The sequence below is a fragment of the Alkalihalobacillus alcalophilus ATCC 27647 = CGMCC 1.3604 genome (assembly GCF_000292245.2).
In the GTDB taxonomy this organism is placed as follows: Bacteria; Bacillota; Bacilli; order Bacillales; family Bacillaceae_D; genus Alkalihalobacillus; species Alkalihalobacillus alcalophilus.
Genome location: NZ_ALPT02000004.1, coordinates 45,973 through 71,163, shown reverse-complemented (window position 1 = coordinate 71,163; position 25,191 = coordinate 45,973). Strand labels below are relative to the sequence as shown.

Genomic DNA, 25,191 nt, shown 5'->3' with positions numbered 1-25,191 from the left:
GGCTATTTTTATGTTTATGAAAAGAAGGAAGTCAAATAAAGCTGCTTATTTAATTGGTTCGGCTATTGGAGGTTTTGTTGGTGTAGCAGGGGCTCTGTTAATGCAACCGGAAAATAAAAAGAAAGTAAAAGGGATGTGGGAGGAACAAAAAAGAAAGATGGAAGAAAAGGCACCCAAACTTTCGCAACATTTACTCGAACTTGGTTCTGAATGGTCAGAGGAAGTAGGAAATATTTTAAAAGAACAAAAAAAAGCAAAAACAACCAATAAGAATCAATCTGAACTTGGACAATTAATTCAAACCGCGTTAGATAAAGAAGATCTGACAAAACCGTAAAATAACGAGTTCAGAATCGAATTTTAGCATTTTTTGATATTTTGCCTTATTCTCTCGCACCTTTTTTACTTTCATTCACACTGAAGTATGATAAAATATTTACGAAATAAAAAGGTGGGATATTTTGTATGGATGAGGTACAAGCACAATGGGAGCGCATATGGAGAACACTATCCAATCTACATTGGGAAGACTTTGCGGTTGCCCTTGGGATTTTTCTTATTTTCTTGTTATTTAGAAAGGTTTTTACGAAGTATATTTACAAACTCATATTGGCGGTATCTAGAAAAACGCCAGCTGAAACCGTTACGAACTTATTAATGTCGTTTGAAAAACCGTTACGTTGGTTTTGGGTCATTATTGGAACGTATTTAGCACTGCTTTATTTACCATTCCATATTACGACGGTTAATTTTGTACAGCAGATCTATAGTTCGTTTATTATCGCTTTATTCGGTTGGGGATTTTTTAATTATTTTTCTCAACATTCAACGATGTTTACGAAACTCGCGAAAAAGACGAATTTGGAAGAGGATTCGATGCTTATTCCTTTCCTTTCTAAATTTATTCGTGCCGCTATCGTTGTGTTAACATTTGTTATTATTTTAAGCGAGAACGGGGTCGAAATCGGAGCATTTGTCGCTGGTTTAGGGGTTGCTGGTTTAGCGATTTCGTTAGCTGCTCAAGATACAATTAGCAACTTTTTAGGTGGTGTGGTTATTGTCACTGAGAAACCATTCTCAAAAGGAGATTGGATCGAAACGCCAACTATCGAAGGAACGGTTGAAGATATTTCTTTTAGAAGTACTCAAATCCGTACGTTCTCAGATACGATCGTGACGATTCCGAATTCAACCATTGCTAACGACCCAATCACGAACTGGTCGACAATGAGAAAAAGAAGAGTCGACTTTGAGTTAGGGATCATGTTTGATACGCCTACTGAAAGAGTTGAAAAAGCTGTTCAAGATATCGAAAAAATGCTTCGTTCTCATGAAGGCGTCCATCAAGATGTGATTATGGTGAACTTCACGGAGTTTAGAGAGTCTAGACTTGGCATCTTTATTTATTACTTTACAAAGACAACCATTTGGAGTGAATATTTGAATGTCAAAGAAGATGTCAATAAGAAAATCTTAAACATCTTAAAAGAAGACAAGGTTGACGTTGCAATTCCAAGTCAAAATTTGATTGTCGCTGAACCAGAAAAAGAAGAAGTGCAAAAAGTAGTAAAAGAACTTGAAAATGATAAGCGTCTAAAAGAAGGCGATTCATAAACCAATTGACTGTTTAAAAGATTGAGGCTTTCCTAAAGTAAACGAAACTTTAGGAAAGCCTCTTCTTACTTAAGAGTGCAAGTCGGTAAGGAGCAGATAAATGATTTTCAAGTACGAACAGTGAGAAAGTCATAAGGAAAGAGTTGTAGCGGGAAACGAGCATCAGACTTTAGGTGAGAAAGTCATAAGCAAAGAACGGGAGCGGGAAACGAGCATCAGACTTTAGGCGAGAAAGTCATAAGGAAAGAGTTGTAGCAGGCATAGAGCATCAGACTTTTAGGCGAGGAAGTCATAAGGAAAGAGCCGGAGCGGGAAACGAGCATCAGACTTTAGGCGAGAAAGTCATAAGGAAAGAGTTGTAGCGGGAAACAAGCATCAGACTTTAGGTGAGAAAGTCATAAGGAAAGAGCGAAAGCGGGAAACGAGCATCAGACTTTAGGCGAGAAAGTCATAAGCAAAGAGCGGGAGCGGGAAACGAGCATCAGACTTTAGGTGAGGAAGTCATAAGGAAAGAGCCGGAGCAGGCATTTAGCTTCATACTTTAGCCCGAAAATCCAGCCAGGGGCCGACTTTAGGGTAAGAAAGCCTAAAAAAGCCAGTTTTTATTATCAATTAGGCTAAATAAGGTCAGAAACTGTCTGTACATAAATAAGACCACTGAAAAGGTGGTCTTTTAAGATAGTTCGATTGCTTTTCATTCTATAGAAGATGTAAAGCCTTCCAATTGTTCTTGGAATTGCTCAAGTTGCCGTTTTTGGTGTTCGGATGCTACCCCTAGAGCTTTGTCTATTTGCTGAGTTGCTTCTTCTATTTCTTTGTGAGCTCTTTTCAGGTTTCTTCCGTATTCAGGTGCATGAACTTCAATATGACCGACGGCTTCTTCTGCTTGCAAAAAAGCTTGTTGAGCCGCATGGAATGCTTGTTGCTTATCTTTTTGATATGGCATGTTCAAATTCCTCCCTTTATTTATTACCTTTTTAGGATGAGAAATTTTCTAAGAATTATTCCAAAAGGAGTTTATTTTACGGGAGCAGAATGTAATATGTAGGAAATGAATTTATGATATACTAATCTAGTTTAAAGAAGATAGAGTAGAAGAGGCGATAAGATGACAATATTTATCGAAGTTGTATTGCCAGTCTTTATGATTTTTGCGATTGGATTTTTGATTCAAAAATGGCGTAAAGTGGATATTAAGCCGATTTCGACGGTTGTTATTTATGTATTGACACCGGCTTTAGTTTTTCGCACGTTTGCGACTTCTGAATTAAATATCGATTATTTTTATATGGTCGTTTTTGCTCTTGCCATTCTTTTGAGTTTGATTGTGATAAATAAAATCTTTTCGAGAATAAAAAAACTAGATCCGGCAACCGAAAGTGGCTTAATTTTAGCTACTGCTTTTAAAAACGCTGGGAATTATGGGGCTCCGATTATTTTATTTGCTTATGGAGAAGCGGGCTTCGCTTTAGCTGTTATGTATATGGTTTTACAATCGATTATCATGAACTCATTCGGTGTGTATTATGCGGCAAGAGGACATTTAGGAGTGAGCGTGGCATTAAAGACGGTGATGTTAATGCCGGCAACCTATGCGATGCTTGTTGCTTTAGTCATTAATGTTATGAATATTGAATTACCTGATAATGTGTTCCTCCCTATTAATATGTTAGCGGAAGCCTCGATTCCATTGGCAATGATTATTTTGGGGATGCAGCTAGCGAATATACGCATGAGCCAGTTTGAATGGTCTTTGCTTTCTTATTCAGTCATCACAAGGCTGATTTTATCACCGATCATTGCTTTTGGAATTGCTCTACTATTACCGATTGATCCGTTATTGCAAAAAGTTTTAATTGTCTCAGCGGCGATGCCATCAGCAGCTACGATTGTCATGTTTGCGGTTCAATTTGACTCAAAACCTCAATTTGTCTCAACTGTTACTTTTATCACAACCGTTTTAAGCCTTTTTACGATTACCGGCTTACTCATCTTACTTGGATAAGTCAAAAGTTTGTTTTTGTAACGATTTTTGTTTGCTTTTTTTCTTAGATATCTCTATCATAAGAGAAGATTAGATATTGTTTTAGGAGGGTACATAACGATGAAAATGATGGATGCAAATGAAATCATTCAGTATATTTCTACAAGTGAAAAAAAGACACCAGTAAAGGTACATATTAAAGGTGAAATTGAGGGCATTGATTTTGGTGCTAATACAAAAGCTTTTATTACAGGTAACACAGGCGTTCTATTTGGAGAGTGGAAAGACATCGAACAAGCCATTCAAACAAACGAAGGCAAAGTGGAAGATTATGTCGTTGAGAATGACCGTCGTAACTCAGCCATTCCAATGCTTGACTTAAAAGGCATTCAAGCTCGTATTGAGCCAGGTGCGATTATCCGTGACCAAGTGGAAATTGGCAACAATGCCGTTATCATGATGGGAGCAAGTATTAACATCGGTGCCGTTGTTGGAGAAGGAACGATGATTGACATGAATGCCGTTCTTGGTGGACGAGCTACTGTCGGTAAGAATTGTCATATTGGTGCTGGTTCTGTATTGGCTGGAGTAATCGAGCCACCTTCTGCTCAACCAGTTATCGTTGAAGATGATGTTGTGGTTGGGGCAAACGTTGTGGTATTAGAAGGCGTACGTGTTGGAAAAGGTGCAGTCTTAGCAGCTGGAGCCGTTGTAACAGAAGATGTTCCACCTAACACCGTTGTGGCCGGAATTCCAGCACGAGTTATTAAAGAGATTGATGAAAAAACAAAAGGTAAAACAGAAATTAAACAAGAACTACGTCGTTTAAATGAAGATAACTAAAAAGTAAGGGAGCAAGTAGCTTTGTTGTGCGAGTCGACTCGTCAGCAAGGCTCTTTCCTTACATAGAGGGAAGGGGAATGGATATGTCAGATTGGTTTACACGAGATGCAAATTCGATTATGTCGACCTATAGTCGTTTACCTGTAGCGATTGAAAAAGGGGAAGGAAGTTATTTAATCGATGTGAACGGAAAGAAGTATCTTGACTTATTTACAGGGCTTGCCGTGAATTTATTAGGACATTCACATCCAAAAATTGTTCAGACTTTAAAAGAGCAAGGGGAACAGTTTTTACATATCTCAAACGTTTTTCTTAATAAACCGGCGATTACCCTTGCTGAAAAATTAATTAAGCAATCGATTGAAGGAAAAGTCTTTTATACAAATTCAGGGGCAGAGGCAACTGAGGCGGCTTTAAAGTTAATTCATAAACATTCCGTAGCGGCAGGTGAGAATCGTAAAGGGGTTATCGTCTTAAAAAAGAGCTTTCATGGAAGAACATTAGGTGCGATTAAATTAACGAGACAGCCTGGAGTCTACCAAGATTTCCCGACAACAGATACACCTGTTTATGAACTCGAACCAGAAAATTTAGAAATGCTCAAAGCGACAATTGAACAACATAAGCCTGCTGCTTTAATTATGGAGCCTATTCTTGGTTCAGGTGGAATTTTGCCGCTTTCTAAGGGATTTCTTGAAGGAGCAGAGGCCTTATGTCGTAAGAACGGTGTTTTATTTTGTATGGATGAAATTCAAACGGGTATCGGTCGGACGGGAAGTTTTTTTGCTTATCAACAAACAAATGTCGAGCCCGATTTGATTTTATTTGCTAAAGGTGTAGGTGGTGGGTTGCCACTTGGTGGAATCATAGTAGCCAAACAATATGCAGACCTATTTAAACCGGGTGATCACGGAACAACGTTTGCTCCGTCTCCGTTAAGTGCGGCTTTAGGGAATACGGTATTAGAAGTTTTATTAGAAGATGGTCAAATGGAAAAGAGTAAAGAAACGTCGGATAAGCTCTGGACTGAACTCGCTCAACTAAAAGAAACTTATTCAGACCTAGTCTTAGGTATTCGCGGAAAAGGGATGATGGTTGGTCTTGTTTTATCTGCAGAAGCTCCGGTTGTGAAGGATGTGCAAAAGCGTCTTCTTGAGAAAGGATTTATGGTTGATGTGACCCAACAAACAATCATACGTTTATTGCCACCTTTAACGATAAGTACTGCTGAAATTGATTTATTGATTTCTGCTATTAAAGAAGAATTTGACCGCTTAAAAGAGGAAGGGTTAGAAGCATGAATAAAGAACAACTCTTTCAAATAAGAAGGGATTTACATCAAATTCCAGAGCCTGGGTTTGCTGAATTTAAAACACAGGCCTATTTATTACGCTATATAGATTCATTGCCAAACGAGTATTTAGATGTCCAAACGTGGGAAACCGGTATTTTAGTGAAAGTGAATGGTAAAGAAGGGAATCGGACGTATGGCTATCGGGCTGATATTGATGGTTTGCCAATCGTTGAGCAAACATCGTATCAAACGTTTCGGTCGTCCCATCCAGAGTTTATGCATGCTTGTGGACATGATTTTCATATGACGATTGCGTTAGGGGTTTTAACCCATTTTGCATCTCATCAACCGACCGACAATTTATTGTTTATTTTCCAACCAGCTGAAGAAGGTCCTGGTGGAGCATTACCATTATTACAATCAGAAGAATTTAAACATTGGAGACCTGATGAGATTTTCGCTTTGCATATAGCACCGGAATATAAAGTCGGACAAGTTGCGACCAAACCAGGGCTTTTATTTGCGAATACATCTGAACTTTTTATCGATTTAAAAGGGAAAGGTGGACATGCTGCCTATCCTCATACGGCCAATGACATGGTTGTTGCAGCAAGTTCGTTAGTGACCCAGTTACAAACAATTGTCGCTAGAAATGTTGATCCGCTTGATTCGGGTGTGGTGACCATTGGTGTGATAAAAGGTGGCACGAAACAAAACATTATTGCTGAGACAGCTAGAATAGAAGGGACGATTCGCTCTTTATCAATTGAATCGATGCAAAGAATTAAGGAACGGGTGGAAGCGTTAGTAAAAGGCATTGAAGTTGGTTATGAATGTGAAGTGACGATTGATTACGGCTCAAACTATTGCCAAGTATATAATGATGAAGCTTTAATTGCTGATTTTTCCCACTATGTATCTGAATGGGATGGTATTGAATATATTCACTGTCAAGAGGCGATGACAGGTGAAGACTTTGGTTACTTTTTAGAGCAGATTCCTGGGTTTATGTTTTGGCTCGGAGTTGACAGTGCATATGGGTTACATGATGCTAGGTTAGAACCAAATGAAGAAGCGATTCCACTTGCAGTCAGTCTGTTAACCGATTATTTAACGAAAAAAGCAGCAAGCTAATTTGAGCCATCGATGAATAATTTCTTTACTTAAGGAGATTCTAACAATTGAACGAATTTCCTAAATAATGGAGGTATTTCAATGGCAAGAATTGGTGTTGAACAAACATTAACAGATGTACAACAAGAGCTTCAAGCAAAGGGATATGATATTGTTCAGTTAAATAATGAGCAGGATGCACAAGGTTGTGATTGTTGTGTGATTTCTGGTCAAGATCAAAACGTAATGGGAATTCAAAATGCCGTTACTCAAGGTTCAGTTATTAATGCAGATGGAATGACTGCCCAAGAAGTATGTCAGCAAGTGGAACGAAAAATCGGAAATTAAGTTTTCTCTATTTTAAATAGTATGGAAAAAGAAAAAGAAGGACTAGTCGATCTGATTAGACTTCTTTTTTTATATTTCTCATCATCTTCATGCGTTGATTTTCAATTAAAAGACTCGGACTGATAATATTACTAGAAAATGGTCGCAAAGATTGTCGAATGATTTATTGGAGAAAATGGTCTATAAACATCATAAAACAGTGGTTTATTGTTAATAATTAGGTGAGAGAGGTAAGGGATTGATTATTATATTACATTTTTCTCGTGTGAATATGACAAATCAGTGAAAAAAGGGTCCATTCCTTTCGCAATTTGATTAGAAATTAGTTATAATAGTTCTTGGATAAGAAATGTTGTAGCAAAGGAATTATGATAAAAGTTCACAAATAACTTTTTCGTTTTGCGCATGTTTACAGCATGATAATTTGAGGAGGTCATATATATGACAGACAAGCGTATGGTTGGAAAACAAGCTCCAAGATTTGAAATGGATGCCGTATTACCAAATAAAGAATTTGGTAAAGTAAGTTTAGAAGAAAACATGAAAGAAGACAAATGGACAGTATTGTTCTTCTACCCAATGGACTTTACTTTTGTATGTCCAACCGAAATCACTTCTTTAAGTGACCGTTTTGATGAGTTTGAAGATCTAGATGCTGAAGTAATCGGTGTTTCTACAGACACAGTTCATACTCACAAAGCATGGATCAACACTTCAAGAGATGAAAATGGTTTAGGCGACTTAGCTTATCCATTAGCTGCTGATACAAACCACACAGTAGCTCGTGATTACGGAGTATTAATTGAAGAAGAAGGTATCGCTCTTCGTGGTTTATTTATCATTAGCCCAGAAGGTGAGTTAATGTACTCTGTTGTTAACCATAACAACATTGGTCGTGACGTAGACGAAACGTTACGTGTTCTTCAAGCATTACAAACTGGCGGACTTTGCCCAGCAAACTGGAAGCCAGGTCAAGAAACACTTAACGTTTAATCTTTTTTAGCGATGAGGTCTAACCATGTGTTAGGCCTTTCATCTTTAGAGAGGAAACCTAAGGTTATTAGGTTTTGTCAAATTCTAGCTACGTCCGTTAGAAGTATGAGAAAAAGCAATCAAAATTCAGTACTAAGTTGAATCGAGTGGCTTTTTGTTTAACCAAAACGGAGCCAGCGGAATACCCGGAGACTCCTGCGGGAGAAGTGAAACACGGGAGACCCCGCAGCGATTAGCGAGGAGGCTCCCGGTTCACCCGCGGAACGCGGAGGGTATGCAGCTGGCGGAGTAAACCAACTCCACTTTTTCTCGCTTCTGCCCAAACGGACTTCGCTTTTTATTAAATCTAGCTGCGCCTGTTAGAAGCTCGAGAAAAATCGCCCATCTGAGTGAAGACAAAAAGCTTCTTCATCAGCTGTTCTTATTTTTTCTCGCTTCTGAGCGAACAGGCTCCGCTTTTTATTGAATCTAGCTGCGTCCGTTAGAAGCTCGAGAAAAATCGGTCGTCTTTATGAAGACAAAAAGCGTCTTCAACAGCCGCCCTTGCCCACAGGATGGTGGGTACAAGGCGTTGCGACAGGACGTCGCGAACTTAGCGTTGTTCCTTAGTATTCTCGCTTCTGCCCAAACGGACTTCGCTTTTTAATTTAAGGAGGAAATGGATATGGCTTTAAAATTAAGATCTCAAATGCCAGAGCTTGATGGAGCGACAACGTGGTTAAACGGTGAAGTTTCAAAAGCAGATTTAAAAAAACCAGTACTTATTCACTTCTGGTCGATCAGTTGTGGTTTATGTAAAGAAGCAATGCCAAATGTAAATGAGTTCCGTGACGAGTATAAAGACCAATTAGAAGTAATTGCAGTTCATATGCCTCGCTCTGAAAAGGACTTAAACTTAGAAGAGATTGAAAAAGTGGCCAAAGAACATGGGATCACACAACCGATTTTTGTTGATAACCAACATAAATTAACAGATGCATTCGAAAACGAATACGTTCCTGCCTATTATGTATTTGACGAAGAAGGTCAACTACGTCACTTTCAAGCAGGTGGCGGTGGCATGAAAATGCTCACAAAACGCGTAAACCGTGTATTAGGTATCAAATAATCTTCAAAGCTTTATGATAGCTACTAATTTCCTGAAATCATTCGGGAGTTAGTAGTTTTTTTTATAATGATGAGGTTACTTAAAAAGTCCTTGTAGTTAAGAAAGTTTGGATGATTTGGCTTACTCCGCCAGCTGCATGCCCTACGCGTTCCGCGGGTGAATCGGGAGCCTCCTCGCGATCGCTGTGGGGTCTCCCGTATCTCACTATTCCCGCAGGAGTCTCCGGGCATTCCGCTGGCTCCGCTTTGGTCATCAAAAAACGATTGGGGCCAACTATTGGCAAATAACTTTGGATTAAGTTACTTCTCCTTTAGTCATAAAACCCTACTTTTCAGTGTTTTCATTATCTAAATGTGTACATGCTTTTCTTGGCCCTGTAAGTGTAAACAACATTTAAAATCTAAGTGAAAATAACCACCCATCTGAAAAAAATCATGATGAATGGTTATTTGAAATCGCTTACGGTGAGATGTGAAAAAAGTGTGCATCATGCCAGAAAGGGAACTCAAGCGGACGGGATGGGGTGGCCGACTCCTGCAGGAGGAAAGGGCAGGTGGAAATCCACCGGCCTAGCCGGTTAGTTCCACGCCCGCCTGCGGAAAGCGTGCCTCCCATCCCGGGAGCGAGCGATTTTTCTCTTTCTATTTGAAAGAGTTCATTTTATATTTTTGGCTATTTAAATGGAGAAAAACTAAAAATCGTTTTGTCGGATCTTTCGTTTTTTAGTTGCGTGCTTTTTAATTTAAGATATAATGTAAGTGTTTACATGTGTGAGCTGTTGATATCTCTTAAACATCGCTCATATATGAGAAGAAGTATATCGTTAATTGAAAGTAAGTCTAATGGATGGAGGAACTTTGATGATTAAAAAGGAAAAAAGTCTGGAAGCTTACAAAGCGTGGCTGAGGTACGAAACGATTGCGGATAAAAACTGGTTAAATGAAAATGAAAAGTGGTTAAAGACGATAGTTTCTTTAGTGGATACGGAGCTAGGTCAGTCAGCAAAAACGGAGCTCTATGATGCGATTACAAAAATGAGCGGTGAAAAGCCTACAACGGTTGACTCTACTTCTACCCATCAGATTGTTTTAGCGACGACAGAGAATCAAAATTTGATAAGTCATCAACTTTTTGACCGCTTAAATGACGAGGGATATATAATCCGTACAATCACTGAACATGAGAAACCTACTATTTTGTTGTCGGCTAAAACAGATAAAGGGCTTTTATATGCAAGCTTTCATTTTTTAAGATTAATTCAAACTAAACAGCACTTAGGAAGTCTGAATATTGTTGAAAATCCGAAAAATCAATTAAGGATGATTAATCACTGGGATAATATGGATGGTAGTATTGAACGTGGTTATGCCGGAAAATCGATTTTCTTTGAGAATAATGCTTTTACAACAAACTTAGAGAGAATCAAAGATTATGCAAGAATATTATCTTCTGTCGGCATAAATGCAATCTCAATTAATAATGTCAATGTTCATACGGTTGAAACGAAATTGATTACAGATGAATTTCTTCCAGATGTAGCTACTGTTGCTAATATTTTTAGAAGTTATGGCATTCAGACTTTTTTAAGTATAAACTATGCGAGTCCAATTCAATTAGGTCAATTAACAACAGCAGATCCTCTTGACCCAACTGTACGTAATTGGTGGAAGGAAAAAGCTAAAGATGTGTATCGCTTTATCCCAGACTTTGGCGGCTTTGTTGTTAAAGCGGATTCTGAACATCGGCCAGGTCCTTTTACTTATGAGAGGAACCATGCGGACGGCTCAAACATGCTTGCCGAAGCTTTAGAACCATTTGGTGGGATTGTGATTTGGAGATGTTTTGTTTACAATTGTATGCAAGATTGGCGTGATCGTAAAACCGATCGAGCTAGGGCGGCCTACGATCATTTTAAACCATTAGATGGCCAATTCTATGATAACGTTGTTTTGCAAATTAAAAATGGACCAATGGATTTTCAAGTACGTGAGGCAAACTCTCCATTATTTGGAGCGATGACGAAAACGAATCAAATACTAGAGTTTCAAGTAACACAAGAGTACACGGGACAACAGATCGATTTATGTTATCTCATCTCTCAGTGGAAGGAAATTCTTGAGTTTGATACATTTGCTGCTGGAGCAGGAACGCCTATCAAAAGGATTGTAGATGGATCGACATTTGAAAATAAAATAAGTGGGATTGCGGCTGTCTCCAATATTGGAAATGATGACAACTGGACGGGCCATCAACTAGCTCAAGCAAACTTGTATGGGTATGGAAGATTAATATGGAATCCAGATCTTTCGACGGAAGTGATTACGGATGAGTGGGTTAGAGCTACATTTGGTCATGATCCTGAAGTAGTTGAGCACGTAACGGCAATGCTCTTTGATTCATGGCCTATTTATGAAAACTATACCTCGCCGCTTGGTGTTGGTTGGATGGTGAATCCGAATCATCATTATGGGCCCAATGTAGACGGATATGAATATTCTGTGTGGGGAACGTATCACTTTGCTGATAACGAAGGAATTGGTGTCGATCGAACAGTAAGCAGTGGAACAGGATATACCGCCCAGTATTTTAAAGAGAACAAAGAAATATATGAATCTCTTGAAATATGTCCAGATGATTTATTATTATTTTTCCATCATGTGCCGTATACACATAAGTTACAGTCAGGTGTGACGGTTATTCAGCATATTTATAACACTCATTTTGAAGGAGTCGAGCAAGCGATTGGTTTAATGGAACGTTGGAGTTTGTTAAAAGATAAAGTGGATGAAGAACGCTATCAAAATGTTATGAACCGTTTGAACCAACAAATTGAAAATGCGAAACAATGGCGTGATATGATTAATACTTATTTTTTCCGCAAGTCAGGTATAAAGGATGAGAAGAATAGAACGATCTATTAAAGAGTGGAGCATAAGAAAGTAGGGATGAGCTTAGTTTAATAGAAAGCATCTATCGGCCTATTGTTAAAAGCGAAAATTTAAATGATATAATGAAAGGGATTACACAGTCTAAATGAGTAGTGGAGGTGAATTATGATAAATCAAGGCGGCTTTATAGGTGGGTTTTATCGGATAAGTGAGTGGATTATGCGATTAGCTTATATTAATCTATTATGGATATTTTTCACATTAATAGGGTTGGTTCTATTTGGCTGGATGCCTGCGACAGTTGCCATGTTTACGGTTATCCGTAGATGGTTTATGGGGGAAACAGATGTCAGTATATTTAAACTGTTTTTCACTACTTATAAAAAGGAGTTTATCAAAGCAAATTTGCTCGGAGTGCTCGTTGGGGTCGTTGGTTATATTTTGTATATTGATTTCCAATTCATTAACCATGTGAGTGGTGTATTGCAACTTATCTTAACTTTTGCACTTGTGATGATGGGCTTTTTTTACTTTGTTACGGTTGCTTATCTGATTCCAGTATTTGTTCACTATGATCTTAAATTTTTCCAATATATTAAAAATGCCTTTCTAATTGGACTATTGAGCCCTTTAATGACGATTACTTTGGTTATAGCATTGACCTTAACGTACTATGTTTTTTGGTTAATTCCTGGATTAATTCCGGTGTTTGGTGTGAGTGTATTTGGCTGTATCATGATGGGAACCTCCTATTTTGCCTTTAAACGCGTAGAGACAAGAAAACAAAAAGCACAAGAGTTAAAAGAATCGACTTATTAAAACTGTTTTTCTAGATGAAAGTTGATAGTATAAAAGCTTTTTAGTGAATCAGTGAGGTGTTTACTAAAGCTGAAAAGACTATTTCAGTTAGACGGGGAGGGGCAAGTGTGGAATTTACTTTTTTAGATAGGAAGGTAGTTGATAAACACTATTGTACAACCCAATACAGTTTAGAAGAATACATCTATCCAGATATGAAAACAGGATTTGAGTTGTATGGAATGCATCTTCGTTCGGTCAAAAATACGTGGGAATACCCTGAACATGAGCACCCGAAATATGAAATTAATATGGTATTAGAAGGTCACCAAATTTTTTATGTTAAGGGACAACCGTATGAGCAGCGTGCAGGCGATATTATCATCACTCGCCCTGGGGATATTCATTCAAGTAAATGTGGAGGGAAAGATGGGTTTACTTATTTTTGCCTTCATTTTGATATCGATGATAAATTATTCCTACCATTTTTGAAAAATTCACAAGATGTATTTTTTCCATCTAGTTCAAAGCTGAGTGTTTTAATTACTCCGTATTTAAATCGATTGATTCAAGTTTGTAGAGCTCCTCAAGTGAACTTGAGTGAGAAAATGAAAGTGCATTCACTTATGTTTGAATTATTAAGTGCTTTAATTGAAGGACTTATACAGCAGGACGATTATGAACCTGAGAGTGAAAAAGTTGTAAAAATTGCTTATCGGATTGCGGAGAGGATTGAACAAGTAGTTAAGCGAACAGAAGATTCTAATTCTGATAATATCGACAAAGTAGGCATTGAAGAGATTGCAAATGAACTAAATATTAGTAGCTCCTATTGCCATAAGATTTTTAAAAAGGTTTATAATATGTCCCCCCGTCAATATTTATCTTTTAAAAAGTTAAATGAAGCAAAGGCATTACTTTCAGAACCAGATAATACAGTGGAACAAATTGCTTACACAATGGGTTATCATGATACGGCCCATTTTAGTAGACAGTTTAAAAGATGGTCAGGCCTAACACCGAGTCAATATCGATTAGTAAATGTGAAGCGAAAAAAACGATAAAGTCGTCGAGTACAGATTTGGGTAATGAACTATACAGAAATGTACATGGATTCTGAATATTTCTATTGTTAAAATAAAAGTAACTTGCATGGTAGCATACCTTGTATGTTACTTTTTATTTTTACACGAAAATGCAATCATATTATTTTCTATTTTATGAGAAAGAGACTTTGTTGCTCTTTTTTAAAACTCACTCTCTTATTCATTACACTGCTATACTAGTCCGATTAATATGTAGGGTAAAGTCTAGAGTCTAACTGTTCCACCGGCTTTTGACCAGGTTTTCAAAATGTTAACTTAAAGCGATTAGGAAAGGAGGTGATGGGAGCTAGGTTTTTTTGAAAAAAATGATAACGCTTTCATAATTAGTTGTTCTTTCTGTACTTAAGGAAAAGGGGTTTAATGAATTATTAAAGGAGGATAAAAAATGTTAAAGAAATTAAGTTATCTGCTTTTCTTATTTGTATTTACAAGTCTAGTGTTAGCGGCTTGTTCAAACGATGAAACTAGTTCAGATTCAAGTTCAGATTCAGATTCTAAGGATAGTGATGAAGTTGTAACGATCACAACTGCACGTATTCTTGATGACGGTACGGTGTTTAAAGACGGAGAAAATGTACATGATAATGTCGTAACGAGATGGGCAGAAGAAGAGCTAGGGATTAAGTTTGTGACAGAATGGACACAGCCTAATGATGAACAGTTTAATACACAATTACGTTTAATGATGTCCTCACGTGAAAAATTACCAGATGTATTTTTAGTTTCAAATAATAATATTAAGGCAGATTTGCTTCAGTCAGGGCAAGTAATGACGATTGATGAAGCGATTGAGGAACATGCAACGCCAAGATTGAAAGAATTATTTGAAAGGTTTCCAGAAGCCTTTTATCCATCAACAAGAGATGGAGATCGTTACGGGATTCCTAGATATTCTGGTGGGAATGGCTCAGACACATTGCTTTGGATTCGTCAAGACTGGCTTGATAAATTTGATTTAGAAGCTCCAAAAACAATAGAAGAATTAGAGCAAGTTATGGATGTTTTTGTTAATGAAGATCCGAATGATTCAGGGCGAAACGATACAATGGGTATTACTCTTGCTGCTGGTGATAATGGTTTCCGTGGAGGAAACATTGCTGATGCTAGTTGGGTGTTCGGGGCATATGGTGATTATGTTCCTGGTGCTTGGAGTCAAGGGGAAGATGGTTCTCTTGTATACGGTTCTATTCAACCAAGTGTTAAAGATGGTTTGGCGAAAATTAGAGACTGGTATGAAAAAGGGTACTTAGCAACTGATTTTGCCATTTTAAGTGCGGGGGACGCTCAGGAAAGTTTTATTTCTGGAAGATCTGGAATTATGGCTGCTCCTCCATGGGCTCACGGTTACCCAATTGGTGAAATTGAACAAGTCATTCCAGATGCGGTTGTCAAACCGTTTGCACATGTGGTCGGTCCAGATGGGCAAGCAGGTCGTAGAGGGGAAGGTTTAATTGTAGGTTCCTTCTTGTTTAATAGTGAATTTGAACATATGGACAAATTCTTTGAATACTGGGATGCGATTATTGGTTATACACTAGGTGAATCGGAATATTTTGAATATGGACTTTTTGAAGGATATGATTATGTGTTGCAAGATGGAGAACCAGTTTATAATATTGATGAATTTGAAGAGATAACGGGAGAAAAGCATGTCGATCCAGGTAGATATTTCTTGCCTACTAATATCCCAACAATCCCATATGAAATGTATAGTCTTCTAGAAGAGTTTCACGATACTGGAAGAGATCCAGTCAATGGTTATGAAGCTGGTCTTGCAGGAAGGCAACCAGATTATATTGAGGCTGCAGCAATTGTGAATAAACAAAATGATATTCGAATTGTTCAAGAGTTTACTGGACCACCAACAGATACAATGATTTCTAGATCAGAACATTTAGAAAGATTAGAAGATGAATTATTTGCTGACATCATTTTAGGGAACAAACCATTAGAAGCTTTTGATGATTTCGTTGAAGAATGGAAGAAAGCTGGTGGCGATCAAATTACTGAGGAAGTAAACGAATGGTACGATTCGGTTCGTAATTAATGTAAAAAACGAACTATGGTGTGAACGATTTGGGGATGGAAAAGAATCTGTTTGCACCTAGTTTTGTACAGACTAGTTACTTTCTTTAGCGATGAGGAGGGAAAGTCATGGAGAGTCAGCCGGTAGTAGGAAAGAAAACGGACAGTGTTATTAAAAAGAATAAACAAAAGTGGAATTTTAAACGAACGTGGCAATTACATGTGTTATTGATACCAGCACTAGTTCTCGGCCTTATTTTTCAATATGCCCCAATGTTTGGTGTCGTTATGGCCTTTCAAGATTTTAAACCTTGGCTCGGTTTTTTTGACTCTCAGTGGGTGGGGCTTGAACATTTTAGGATGATGTTTGAATATGACTATGCGAGGCAAGTCATTTGGAATACGCTTATTATTTCTTTATTGAAAATGATTTTTGGATTGATAGTCCCAATTACAGTAGCTCTGTTATTAAATGAAATGTACAAAATGGCGATTAAGAGAACGATTCAAACGATCATCTATTTACCTTATTTTCTATCTTGGGTTATTTTAGGTGGTATTTTGCTTGATTTACTTTCACCAGATGGAGGCCTTGTGAACCAAGGGCTACTATGGTTTGGGGTCGATCCAATCTTTTTCTTAGGAAGTAACGATTGGTTTAGGACAACGGTTATTATTAGTGACCTTTGGAAAGAAACAGGATTTAACACGATCGTGTTCCTTGCTGCGATTACGGCTGTTAATCCTAGTTTATACGAAGCGGCTGTTGTTGACGGTGCGAATCGTTGGAAGCAAACCTTGTTTATTACGTTACCAGCGATGTTACCAATTATTATCGTTGTTGGAACATTATCGTTAGGAAATGTATTAAACGCTGGTTTTGACCAAATTTTCAACCTATATAATCCGCTCGTTTATCAAACAGGAGATATTATTGATACATATGTATATCGTGTTTCATTAGTGAGTGGAGACTTTAGTTATGGTACAGCAGTAGGCTTATTCAAATCGGTTATTAGCTTAGTGTTAATCATTGTAGGATATCGTTTAGCTTACAAGTATGCAAACTGGAGAATTTTCTAGGAGGGATTTCCTATGCGGATGTATAAAACTAAAAGCTATACCATTTTTACAATTTTTAATTATAGCTTTATGATCTTAATGTCTGTGCTTTGTCTACTTCCGCTCGTTCATATTTTTGCTGTATCGTTAAGTGGAAGTGGGGCAGCAGCAGCAAATATTGTTTCTTTTTGGCCGATTGATTTTACGATCGATGCATATGAACGCACAATAGCAAATGAAAATTTCATTCGTTCTTTCTTTATTTCGATTCTTCGAGTGGTACTAGGTACAGCTATTTCTATGGGTGCACTACTATGTGCAGCTTATTCACTCTCAAAGTATGATGAAGAGTTTAAAGGACGTAAAGTTTATGTATGGTTCTTTATTTTTACTATGTTATTTAATGGAGGGTTAGTCCCTACATATATGGTTGTAACAGGGTTAGGTTTAACGAATACGATCTGGGCCTTAGTGTTACCGACCGCTATAAATGCTTTTAATTTAATTTTATTGTTAAACTTCTTCCGTACCTCAGTACCAAAGTCGTTAGAAGAATCGGCCTTAATTGACGGTGCAAATCATTTTCAGATTTTCTTGAAAATTTATTTGCCGATTGCTGTTCCGGCGATTGCAACCGTTTCATTATTCACAATGGTCTTTCATTGGAACTCATGGTTTGATGGGATGATTTATAACAATGATGCAAGAAATTATCCATTGCAAACTTTTTTACAAACGATTATTGTGCAACAAGATTTTAGCCAAATAACAGATGCAGAAACATTGCGGAATTTATCCCAACGTACAGTACAATCTGCTCAAATCTTTATTGCGGCATTACCAATGTTGGTTGTCTATCCATTTATTCAAAAGTATTTTGTAAAAGGAATTGTCTTAGGAGCAGAGAAAGAGTAATAGTCAGTTATTTGTTTTTTTAATGTCTATACCATACTAGTATGATTAGAATGAATAAGGAGAGGATCTTGGTGATAAAAGTAGCCATTATTGGAGCGGGTGCAATTGCTTCAGCTCATATTAAAGCATATCAACAATTTTCAGAACGTTGTGAAATCGTAGCTTTATGTGATATTTATCCAGAAAAGGCTAAAAAACTAGCCAACGAGTATCATCTGAATGTAAATGTATATACAGATTATTTGGAGTTAGCTGAGCGGACGGATATTGATCTTGTGTCAGTTTGTACACCTCCTTATACTCATGCCGAAGTGGCAATTGCTTTATTGAATTCTAGCAAACATGTATTAGTTGAAAAGCCAATGGCCTCTTCTTTAGAAGAATGTGATGCAATGAATGAAGCAGCCAAAAGAAATCAAAAAGTGCTCTCAGTGGTCGCTCAAAATCGTTTTCAGACACCAATGATGAAGCTAAAATCGGTCCTTGAGACAAAACTGATGGGTCCAATCGTTCATACACAAGTTGATTCATTTTGGTGGAGGGGCCATAGTTATTATGATCTTTGGTGGAGAGGAACGTGGGAGAAAGAAGGCGGTGGTTGTACATTAAACCATGCGGTTCACCATATTGACATTTTCCAATGGATGAATGGGATGCCAGATGAAATAACGGCCGTTTCAACAAATACTTCTCATGACAATGCAGAGGTAGAAGATTTGTCGATTGCGATTTGTCGTTATGATGATGGAAGTTTAGCACAAGTGACGAGTTCTGTTGTTCATCATGGAGAAGAACAACAATTGATCTTCCAAGGGAAAAAAGCTCGTGTGTCGGTTCCTTGGAAACTAACCGCGTCCAAATCTTTATTAAACGGTTTTCCGGAAAAGGATCAAGAATTAGAGGAGAAAATCCAGCAAGTATATGATAAACAACCAGCTCTTCAATATGAAGGACATACAGGGCAAATTAATGATGTACTCCTTGCGATAGAAGGCAAAAAAGAAGTCCTTGTTGATGGGATCCAAGGGCGGCAAACACTTGAACTTATTACAGCTATTTACCAAGCCTCGAGTTTAAGTACAGCGGTTACTCTCCCATTAAATGAAGACAGTCCATTTTATACACGGGAAGGAGTTATGAAGCAAGCGACTCATTTCTATGAGAAGAAAAGTAGTATAGAGAATTTTACAGAAAATAAGATAACAACTGGTGGGAATTACTCAAACGAGCAATAAAACGATTGATAAGGGGTGGACGGAATGGATAAACAAGACGGAATGAATTATGCACCAGTAGGAAAGGTCAATGAAGTTATTGAAAGGGGGAGTTTTCCTTTTGCTGCTATTGGCCTTGATCATGGGCATATTTACGGAATGTGTAATGGGTTGCTTGAAGCCGGTGCAGAGTTAGTGGCCGTATATGATCCAGATCCTAAAAAGGTGGAAAAATTTTGTGAGAGTTTTCCTAAAGTAAAAGTTGCAACAACAGAAGAAGAAATCTTAAATGATTCTCAAATTAAGCTTATTGCATCCGCTTGTATCCCAAATGAACGCGGGGAGTTAGGTCTTCGAGCTTTGGAGCATGGAAAGCATTATTTTGCAGATAAGCCAGCTTTTACGAAACTTGATCAAATCGAAAAAGCAAGACAAAAAACAGCGGAAACAGGGCTGAAGTGGGGCATTTATTATAGTGAACGTTTGCATGTCGAAAGTGCCGTCTTTGCCGGACAATTAATTGAACAAGGGACGATTGGACGTGTTGTTCAAGTAATAGGAACGGGACCGCACCGTGCTAATGCTAACAGTAGGCCAGATTGGTTCTTTGATCCAAATTGTTATGGTGGAATTTTATGTGATATTGGAAGTCATCAGATTGAACAATTTCTTCATTTTACAGGAGCAAAAGATGCCAAGGTCTTACACAGTAAAGTAGCCAATTATCATTTTAAGGAATACGCCCATTTCGAGGATTTTGGTGATGCGACACTTGTAGCTGATAATGGGGCAACGTTTTATTTTCGAGTTGATTGGTTGACCCCTGATGGTTTAGGAACATGGGGAGATGGACGTGCGCTTATTTTAGGTACAGAAGGGTATATTGAAATTCGTAAATATATTGATATTGGTCGTGATAACACGTCAAATCATTTATATCTTGTTAATCAAGAAGGAGAGAAGCATTTTGAGTTATCCGGAAAAGTAGGGTTTCCATACTTTGGACAGTTTATTTTGGATTGTTTGGAAGGTACGGAAAATGCGATGACACAAGAACATGCCTTTAAAGCAGCTGAGTTATGTATTATCGCACAGGAACAAGCACTAAAAATTGAAACAGCTGAAACAGAAGTAAGTTTAACACCGTTTGAGGGGTGATACATTTGTTTGAAATGGAGTCGATACATCATGTAAGTCTTTCTATTACTAATTTAGAAAGAGCAAAGTATTTTTATGGCACGATTCTTGGTTTTCAAGAAATAAAGCGTCCTGATTTTGATTTCCCTGGTGCTTGGTATCAAATTGGAAATCAGCAGCTGCATTTAATTGTGCACCCAGCCTCTGATACTTTAAGAGAAGGGGATATTCAGACAAAGGATGGTCATTTTGCTATCCGTGTGAAAGATTATGAAAAGACTCTTCAATACTTGAAAAATAAGGAGATTGAGATTGTAGAGAAACCAAATAGTGACAGTGGATTTGCTCAAATTTTTTGCATGGACCCAGATCGGAATTTAATTGAACTGAATGTTGACCAAGCGATGCTCAGGCAAAAAAATGATTAGATGATTTGGTGAGCAAGTATGTTTAGTAATGAATAAGGACTGAGCCCTGATTAGTTAGTTAATTGTATCGGGATCAGTCCTTTGTCTAAATTTAATTAAAAGAAAAGTATGGAAGTAAGGAGGGGGATACAGTGATTTTAGAAATTAGTGAACGAACTGAGTTTTCGTCGACCCGAGATTACGTATATCACGTATTGCGAGAAAATATTATTTCATTAAAACTTGAACCGGGTTTAAACATATCAGAAAAAGAAATATCAGAGAAACTTCAAGTGAGCAGAACGCCTGTACGAGAAGCCTTTGTCAAACTTGTGCAAGATGAACTATTAGAAGTATTCCCACAAAAAGGATCATTTGTAGCACTCATTGATCTTAAGCATGTGGAAGAAGCTAGGTTTATTCGCGAACATTTAGAGATTGCCGCTATACAGTTGGCTTGTAAACTTTTTTCCCCTACCTATTTGGAGAAATTAGAATTTAATTTATATATGCAAAAACGTTGTGTTGAAGTAGGAGACTATAAGAAATTCTTTGAACTGGATGAAGAGTTTCATGAGACTATTTCTGAAGGATGTGGAAAAAAGAGAATTTGGATGATTATCCAGCAAATGAATACTCATTTAAATCGCGTGCGGATGTTGAGTTTAACAGATAATTATAATTGGAATATCCTTTTATCTCAGCACGAAGGAATGATTGAAGCGATACGAGCACAAGATTCGTTAAAAGCAAAAGAAATTGTCCACCATCATCTTACACTCGTGAACAACGATCAAGGTGAACTGAAAGTCGCTTATCCTAATTATTTTAAATGACGAGAAAATATGAATACGGATAAACATTCGTGAACGACATCAATAGTACGGATATTGAGGGTTATTTAGCTTTAGAAACAGAAGGAATGGAGTTGTAGACAGATGAAAATGGTATTTCGCTGGTTCGGTGAAGGGAATGATTTTATTCCGCTAGAGCATGTGAAACAGATTCCCGGTGTTGAAGGAATTGTCTGGGCACTTCACGACATCCCTGTTGGGGAGGAGTGGCCATTAGAGCGAATAAAAGAAGTAAAATTACAAGCAGAGCTTCATGATTTCAACATTGATGTTGTAGAAAGTGTCAATATTCATGAGGACATTAAGTTAGGACTACCTACTAGAGATTTCTATATTGAAAACTATAAAAAAACAATAGAAAGATTGGCTCAAGTTGGTGTAAAGGTGATTTGTTATAATTTTATGCCTGTATTTGATTGGACACGTACCGAGCTATTCAAGGAACTTGAGGATGGGTCGACCGCTTTATTTTTTGAGAAGGCGAAGATTACCAATATAGATCCAATTGAACTAGTAAAAGAGATTGCGGAAAACGTATCGCTTACGATGCCAGGTTGGGAACCAGAGAGATTGAAATATTTAACGAAATTATTTGATCTCTATAAAGAGGTGACGGAAGAAGATCTCTGGAAGAACTTGCACTACTTTTTAGAACAAATTATTCCTGTCGCAGAAGAAAACAATATAAAAATGGCGATTCATCCAGATGACCCTCCATTTTCAGTTTTCGGTTTGCCTAGAATCATTATTAACGAAGATAATATTCAGCGTTTTTTAAAGCTTGTTGACCGTCCAGCAAATGGGCTGACGCTTTGTAGTGGGTCGTTGGGGGCCAATCCGAATAATAATGTTGCTGAAATGGTAAGGAAATTTGCGGATCGTATTCATTTTGCTCATATTCGTAATGTGAGAACATATGAAAATGGCGATTTTATTGAAACCTCTCATCGTTCATCTGACGGAACCGTTGACATTTTAAGTATTATGAAAGCTTATCATGACATTGGTTTTACTGGTTATGCAAGACCTGATCATGGTCGCCATATTTGGGATGAGAAATGTCGACCTGGTTATGGCCTTTACGATCGTGGCCTTGGCATTATGTACTTATGGGGAATTTGGGATTCACTTGAACGTTTGAAGCAGGGGGAGAAACAATGCTATCAATCAATGGAAATTTAAAAGGAAAAGTGGCCGTTATTACAGGTGGTAGTGGTGTTTTATGTGGAGCGATGGCCCGCGAGCTTGGTAGACAAGGAGTAAAAGTCGCTATTTTAAATCGCCAGCTTGAAAAAGGGAAAGTCGTTGAACAAGAGATTCGGGAAAGTGGCGGTACAGCTCTAGCGGTTTCTTGTGATGTGCTCGATAAACAAAGTGTGATTGAGGCAGAAGCTCTCATAACAGAACAGCTTGGAGAATGTGATATTTTAATTAACGGTGCTGGTGGCAATCATCCAGATGGGGCAACAACCAATGAAACATTTAAACTAGAAGATTTAGAGAATAAAGAACTCAAAACATTTTTTGATTTAACAACAGAAGGTTTTCAATTTGTTTTTCATTTAAATTTAATCGGGACGGTTATTCCTACCCAAGTTTTTTCAAAAAAGATGGTCAATAAACGTGGCAAAACGATTATTAATATGTCTTCAATGAGTGCACCTTCTCCGATGACAAAGGTTCCAGCTTATAGTGCGGCTAAGGCGGGAATTGATAATTTCACTCAATGGTTGGCTGTTCATATGGCTGAAGTCGGCATCAGAGTGAATTCGATAGCCCCAGGTTTTTTCTTGACCGATCAGAACCGAAGATTATTAACGAATGAAGATGGGTCATTAACAGAACGTTCTCATAAAATTTTAACTCATACGCCGATGGGGAGATTTGGAAAACCAGAAGATTTACTGGGCACCTTGATCTGGTTAGCAGATGAGAATATGTCTGGCTTTGTAACGGGAATTACGGTCCCAGTTGATGGAGGTTTTTTATCTTATTCAGGTGTGTAAAAGAGAAATTTTGTTAGAGAAAAATTGAAAGAGGCTAGGACAAAACTCTGTACTGATTTGAAAAGCGTTCTACTCACCGTTCCCGAAAATCATGCTCCGCGTCCTGTGGGTGGCGCCGAACTAACTAGTTTCACTAGTGGATTTCGGCTCTGCCACTAGATCCCACTGGGAGTCTCCGCATGTTTTCGTCCACTAAGATAGAGGGTAAATCTTCTCATTCCTTTTGTAATATAAAATAAGTAATTTTCATTAAAAAAGTTAGATGACTGTCAGTTCTAGTCATCTAACTCTTTTTTTAGTGGTTATGTCTCAGCCTCTTTTTTTTGAAGAGTAATTGACAAATGGTTAGAGCTCTTGGTTATTTGGTCGTGTTAGTTCTCGGAGAAAAATGATAGTTTAAAGGAAGTGGGGCTGGTTTTAAACACGTGCTTTCCATATGATAGAATGTGCCATTGTTAGAGGCGTCATGGAATCCATGCATCGCTTCAAGGACGTGAAAAGCAAGCTCTCCATTTGCTCTATGGGCTCTTTGTCGTTGGATAGACTCCGCCATATCAGCCACGCCAATTCCACGACTGTTTTGATCGTAATAATGAGTTAAAGGAACCTCAACAAACTCATGTTCATCCCGTTTTCGTATTAAGACCGGACCGCCAAATGTATTAGGATCCGGTACGAGTAACGTTCCTTCACTTCCGTAAACCTCCATCCGGGGAAGCGTGGAGCCACCAAAGACATCAAAACTTGTGATGAGCGTTCCAATCGCTCCTGAGGAAAAGTCAAGAACTCCTGAAATATGGGTTGGAGTTTGAACTTGGATTTTTGTGCCTGCTTTTGGTTCACTTGTAATCGTTCGTTCAGGATAGCTAATACGTGCAGAACCAGAGATTCGTTTAATCGGGCCTAGCATTGCGATTAATGCTGTTAAGTAATAAGGTCCCATATCAAACATTGGGCCACCACCGACATCATAATAAAAGGATGGGTCAGGATGCCAATGCTCATGTCCACGACTCATCATAAAGGCCGTAGCACCAATAGGAGTACCGATTTCTCCTTTTTCAATGAGGTGGATGGCGGTTTGAATTCCTCCACCTAAAAATGTATCAGGAGCACTGCCAATACGAAGCCCTTTTTGTTTGGCTACATCTAAGATCTGGCGCCCTTCTTCACGTGTGACCGCTAGTGGTTTCTCTGTATAAACATGTTTTCCTGCTTCAAGTGCTTGAATACAAACGGCTGCATGTGCTTTTGGAGTTGTTAAGTTAATAACAAGTTCAATGTCTTCATCGTTAAGTAATTCCTGGATCGTATAGGCATTTACGCCATAACGTGCTGCCTGAGCTCTTGTACGCTCAAGGTCGAGATCGGCACATGCGACCAGCTCAAAATGTTCAAATTCTAAACAATTTTTAAAATAAACGGAGCTGATATTCCCGCATCCAATAAGTCCTACTTTTATTTTTTTCATTATGAATGGAT

The 25,191-nt window shown here is 38.0% G+C and carries 23 protein-coding genes; 21 read left to right on the top strand and 2 right to left on the bottom strand.

Annotated elements, in window-relative coordinates:
* Nucleotides 1–10: 10 nt before the first annotated feature.
* Nucleotides 11–337, top strand: a complete 327-nt coding sequence (locus BALCAV_RS01980) for a YtxH domain-containing protein (RefSeq protein ID WP_003324778.1) — start codon at nucleotides 11–13, stop codon at nucleotides 335–337.
* A gap of 128 nt (nucleotides 338–465) precedes the next feature.
* Complete coding sequence (locus BALCAV_RS01975) at nucleotides 466–1,614, top strand: mechanosensitive ion channel family protein (RefSeq protein WP_003324779.1); 1,149 nt, start codon at nucleotides 466–468, stop codon at nucleotides 1,612–1,614.
* A gap of 694 nt (nucleotides 1,615–2,308) precedes the next feature.
* On the opposite strand, the gene BALCAV_RS01970 is transcribed toward BALCAV_RS01975, so the two are convergent.
* The gene (locus BALCAV_RS01970) at nucleotides 2,309–2,560 is read right to left on the bottom strand and encodes a hypothetical protein (protein WP_003324320.1); all 252 of its coding nucleotides are present in this window, start codon (nucleotides 2,558–2,560) and stop codon (nucleotides 2,309–2,311) included.
* Between the two features lie 162 nt (nucleotides 2,561–2,722).
* On the opposite strand from BALCAV_RS01970, the gene BALCAV_RS01965 reads away from it, so the two are divergent.
* The 19 genes from BALCAV_RS01965 (at nucleotide 2,723) to BALCAV_RS01870 (ending at nucleotide 23,709) form a co-directional block, all read left to right on the top strand.
* Complete coding sequence (locus BALCAV_RS01965) at nucleotides 2,723–3,619, top strand: AEC family transporter (RefSeq protein WP_003324319.1); 897 nt, start codon at nucleotides 2,723–2,725, stop codon at nucleotides 3,617–3,619.
* Nucleotides 3,620–3,718: 99 nt separating this feature from the next.
* Nucleotides 3,719–4,441 carry a 2,3,4,5-tetrahydropyridine-2,6-dicarboxylate N-acetyltransferase gene (gene dapD / locus BALCAV_RS01960; protein ID WP_003324318.1) on the top strand — a complete coding sequence of 241 codons (723 nt, stop codon included), beginning with the start codon at nucleotides 3,719–3,721 and terminating at the stop codon, nucleotides 4,439–4,441.
* 83 nt (nucleotides 4,442–4,524) lie between these two features.
* A complete protein-coding gene (locus tag BALCAV_RS01955; RefSeq protein ID WP_003324317.1) occupies nucleotides 4,525–5,742 on the top strand; it encodes an aspartate aminotransferase family protein in 1,218 nt (405 codons plus the stop codon).
* Nucleotides 5,739–6,869 carry an N-acetyldiaminopimelate deacetylase gene (locus tag BALCAV_RS01950; protein ID WP_003324315.1) on the top strand — a complete coding sequence of 377 codons (1,131 nt, stop codon included), beginning with the start codon at nucleotides 5,739–5,741 and terminating at the stop codon, nucleotides 6,867–6,869. Before BALCAV_RS01955 ends, BALCAV_RS01950 begins: the two co-directional genes overlap by 4 nt.
* Before the next feature lie 81 nt (nucleotides 6,870–6,950).
* Complete coding sequence (locus tag BALCAV_RS01945) at nucleotides 6,951–7,196, top strand: YkuS family protein (RefSeq protein WP_003324313.1); 246 nt, start codon at nucleotides 6,951–6,953, stop codon at nucleotides 7,194–7,196.
* A gap of 441 nt (nucleotides 7,197–7,637) precedes the next feature.
* On the top strand, nucleotides 7,638–8,189 hold the full coding sequence (locus tag BALCAV_RS01940) for a peroxiredoxin (protein WP_003324312.1): 552 nt from the start codon (nucleotides 7,638–7,640) through the stop codon (nucleotides 8,187–8,189).
* Between the two features lie 664 nt (nucleotides 8,190–8,853).
* Nucleotides 8,854–9,297: a TlpA disulfide reductase family protein gene (locus BALCAV_RS01935; RefSeq protein WP_003324821.1), complete on the top strand. Its 444-nt coding sequence runs from the start codon at nucleotides 8,854–8,856 to the stop codon at nucleotides 9,295–9,297.
* A gap of 860 nt (nucleotides 9,298–10,157) precedes the next feature.
* Complete coding sequence (locus tag BALCAV_RS01925) at nucleotides 10,158–12,218, top strand: alpha-glucuronidase family glycosyl hydrolase (RefSeq protein ID WP_003321731.1); 2,061 nt, start codon at nucleotides 10,158–10,160, stop codon at nucleotides 12,216–12,218.
* Between the two features lie 132 nt (nucleotides 12,219–12,350).
* Nucleotides 12,351–13,004 (top strand): YesL family protein, encoded by a 654-nt coding sequence (locus BALCAV_RS01920; protein WP_003321730.1) that lies wholly within the window; start codon nucleotides 12,351–12,353, stop codon nucleotides 13,002–13,004.
* A 107-nt stretch (nucleotides 13,005–13,111) separates the two neighbouring features.
* The gene (locus BALCAV_RS01915; RefSeq protein WP_003321729.1) at nucleotides 13,112–14,047 is read left to right on the top strand and encodes an AraC family transcriptional regulator; all 936 of its coding nucleotides are present in this window, start codon (nucleotides 13,112–13,114) and stop codon (nucleotides 14,045–14,047) included.
* Nucleotides 14,048–14,474: 427 nt separating this feature from the next.
* A complete protein-coding gene (locus BALCAV_RS01910) occupies nucleotides 14,475–16,136 on the top strand; it encodes an extracellular solute-binding protein (RefSeq protein ID WP_003321728.1) in 1,662 nt (553 codons plus the stop codon).
* A gap of 107 nt (nucleotides 16,137–16,243) precedes the next feature.
* On the top strand, nucleotides 16,244–17,197 hold the full coding sequence (locus BALCAV_RS01905) for an ABC transporter permease (protein ID WP_003321727.1): 954 nt from the start codon (nucleotides 16,244–16,246) through the stop codon (nucleotides 17,195–17,197).
* A 12-nt stretch (nucleotides 17,198–17,209) separates the two neighbouring features.
* Nucleotides 17,210–18,091 carry a carbohydrate ABC transporter permease gene (locus BALCAV_RS01900; protein WP_003321726.1) on the top strand — a complete coding sequence of 294 codons (882 nt, stop codon included), beginning with the start codon at nucleotides 17,210–17,212 and terminating at the stop codon, nucleotides 18,089–18,091.
* Nucleotides 18,092–18,162: 71 nt separating this feature from the next.
* Nucleotides 18,163–19,326 carry a Gfo/Idh/MocA family protein gene (locus tag BALCAV_RS01895; RefSeq protein ID WP_003321725.1) on the top strand — a complete coding sequence of 388 codons (1,164 nt, stop codon included), beginning with the start codon at nucleotides 18,163–18,165 and terminating at the stop codon, nucleotides 19,324–19,326.
* A 24-nt stretch (nucleotides 19,327–19,350) separates the two neighbouring features.
* Nucleotides 19,351–20,463, top strand: a complete 1,113-nt coding sequence (locus BALCAV_RS01890; RefSeq protein ID WP_003321724.1) for a Gfo/Idh/MocA family protein — start codon at nucleotides 19,351–19,353, stop codon at nucleotides 20,461–20,463.
* 5 nt (nucleotides 20,464–20,468) lie between these two features.
* On the top strand, nucleotides 20,469–20,870 hold the full coding sequence (locus tag BALCAV_RS01885; protein ID WP_003321723.1) for a VOC family protein: 402 nt from the start codon (nucleotides 20,469–20,471) through the stop codon (nucleotides 20,868–20,870).
* Between the two features lie 131 nt (nucleotides 20,871–21,001).
* A complete protein-coding gene (locus BALCAV_RS01880) occupies nucleotides 21,002–21,685 on the top strand; it encodes a GntR family transcriptional regulator (protein ID WP_003321722.1) in 684 nt (227 codons plus the stop codon).
* A 102-nt stretch (nucleotides 21,686–21,787) separates the two neighbouring features.
* The gene (gene uxuA / locus BALCAV_RS01875; RefSeq protein WP_003321721.1) at nucleotides 21,788–22,885 is read left to right on the top strand and encodes a mannonate dehydratase; all 1,098 of its coding nucleotides are present in this window, start codon (nucleotides 21,788–21,790) and stop codon (nucleotides 22,883–22,885) included.
* The gene (locus tag BALCAV_RS01870; RefSeq protein WP_003321720.1) at nucleotides 22,861–23,709 is read left to right on the top strand and encodes an SDR family oxidoreductase; all 849 of its coding nucleotides are present in this window, start codon (nucleotides 22,861–22,863) and stop codon (nucleotides 23,707–23,709) included. The genes uxuA and BALCAV_RS01870 overlap by 25 nt, the downstream gene beginning before the upstream one ends.
* Before the next feature lie 358 nt (nucleotides 23,710–24,067).
* Here the strand turns inward: BALCAV_RS01870 and BALCAV_RS01865 are convergent, their stop codons facing one another.
* A complete protein-coding gene (locus tag BALCAV_RS01865) occupies nucleotides 24,068–25,180 on the bottom strand; it encodes a Gfo/Idh/MocA family protein (RefSeq protein ID WP_003324575.1) in 1,113 nt (370 codons plus the stop codon).
* Nucleotides 25,181–25,191: the final 11 nt, after the last annotated feature.

Bases quoted from the DNA above. Each gene is read 5' to 3' on its own strand.
- BALCAV_RS01920 (WP_003321730.1), top strand. From the start codon at position 12,351: ATGATAAATCAAGGCGGCTTTATAGGTGGGTTTTATCGGATAAGTGAG.
- BALCAV_RS01980 (WP_003324778.1), top strand. From the start codon at position 11: ATGTTTATGAAAAGAAGGAAGTCAAATAAAGCTGCTTATTTAATTGGT.
- BALCAV_RS01940 (WP_003324312.1), top strand. From the start codon at position 7,638: ATGACAGACAAGCGTATGGTTGGAAAACAAGCTCCAAGATTTGAAATG.
- BALCAV_RS01925 (WP_003321731.1), top strand. From the start codon at position 10,158: ATGATTAAAAAGGAAAAAAGTCTGGAAGCTTACAAAGCGTGGCTGAGG.
- BALCAV_RS01970 (WP_003324320.1), bottom strand. From the start codon at position 2,560: ATGCCATATCAAAAAGATAAGCAACAAGCATTCCATGCGGCTCAACAA.
- BALCAV_RS01900 (WP_003321726.1), top strand. From the start codon at position 17,210: ATGCGGATGTATAAAACTAAAAGCTATACCATTTTTACAATTTTTAAT.
- BALCAV_RS01975 (WP_003324779.1), top strand. From the start codon at position 466: ATGGATGAGGTACAAGCACAATGGGAGCGCATATGGAGAACACTATCC.
- BALCAV_RS01865 (WP_003324575.1), bottom strand. From the start codon at position 25,180: ATGAAAAAAATAAAAGTAGGACTTATTGGATGCGGGAATATCAGCTCC.
- uxuA (WP_003321721.1), top strand. From the start codon at position 21,788: ATGAAAATGGTATTTCGCTGGTTCGGTGAAGGGAATGATTTTATTCCG.
- dapD (WP_003324318.1), top strand. From the start codon at position 3,719: ATGAAAATGATGGATGCAAATGAAATCATTCAGTATATTTCTACAAGT.
- BALCAV_RS01950 (WP_003324315.1), top strand. From the start codon at position 5,739: ATGAATAAAGAACAACTCTTTCAAATAAGAAGGGATTTACATCAAATT.
- BALCAV_RS01910 (WP_003321728.1), top strand. From the start codon at position 14,475: ATGTTAAAGAAATTAAGTTATCTGCTTTTCTTATTTGTATTTACAAGT.
- BALCAV_RS01955 (WP_003324317.1), top strand. From the start codon at position 4,525: ATGTCAGATTGGTTTACACGAGATGCAAATTCGATTATGTCGACCTAT.
- BALCAV_RS01935 (WP_003324821.1), top strand. From the start codon at position 8,854: ATGGCTTTAAAATTAAGATCTCAAATGCCAGAGCTTGATGGAGCGACA.
- BALCAV_RS01905 (WP_003321727.1), top strand. From the start codon at position 16,244: ATGGAGAGTCAGCCGGTAGTAGGAAAGAAAACGGACAGTGTTATTAAA.
- BALCAV_RS01945 (WP_003324313.1), top strand. From the start codon at position 6,951: ATGGCAAGAATTGGTGTTGAACAAACATTAACAGATGTACAACAAGAG.
- BALCAV_RS01965 (WP_003324319.1), top strand. From the start codon at position 2,723: ATGACAATATTTATCGAAGTTGTATTGCCAGTCTTTATGATTTTTGCG.
- BALCAV_RS01890 (WP_003321724.1), top strand. From the start codon at position 19,351: ATGGATAAACAAGACGGAATGAATTATGCACCAGTAGGAAAGGTCAAT.
- BALCAV_RS01870 (WP_003321720.1), top strand. From the start codon at position 22,861: ATGCTATCAATCAATGGAAATTTAAAAGGAAAAGTGGCCGTTATTACA.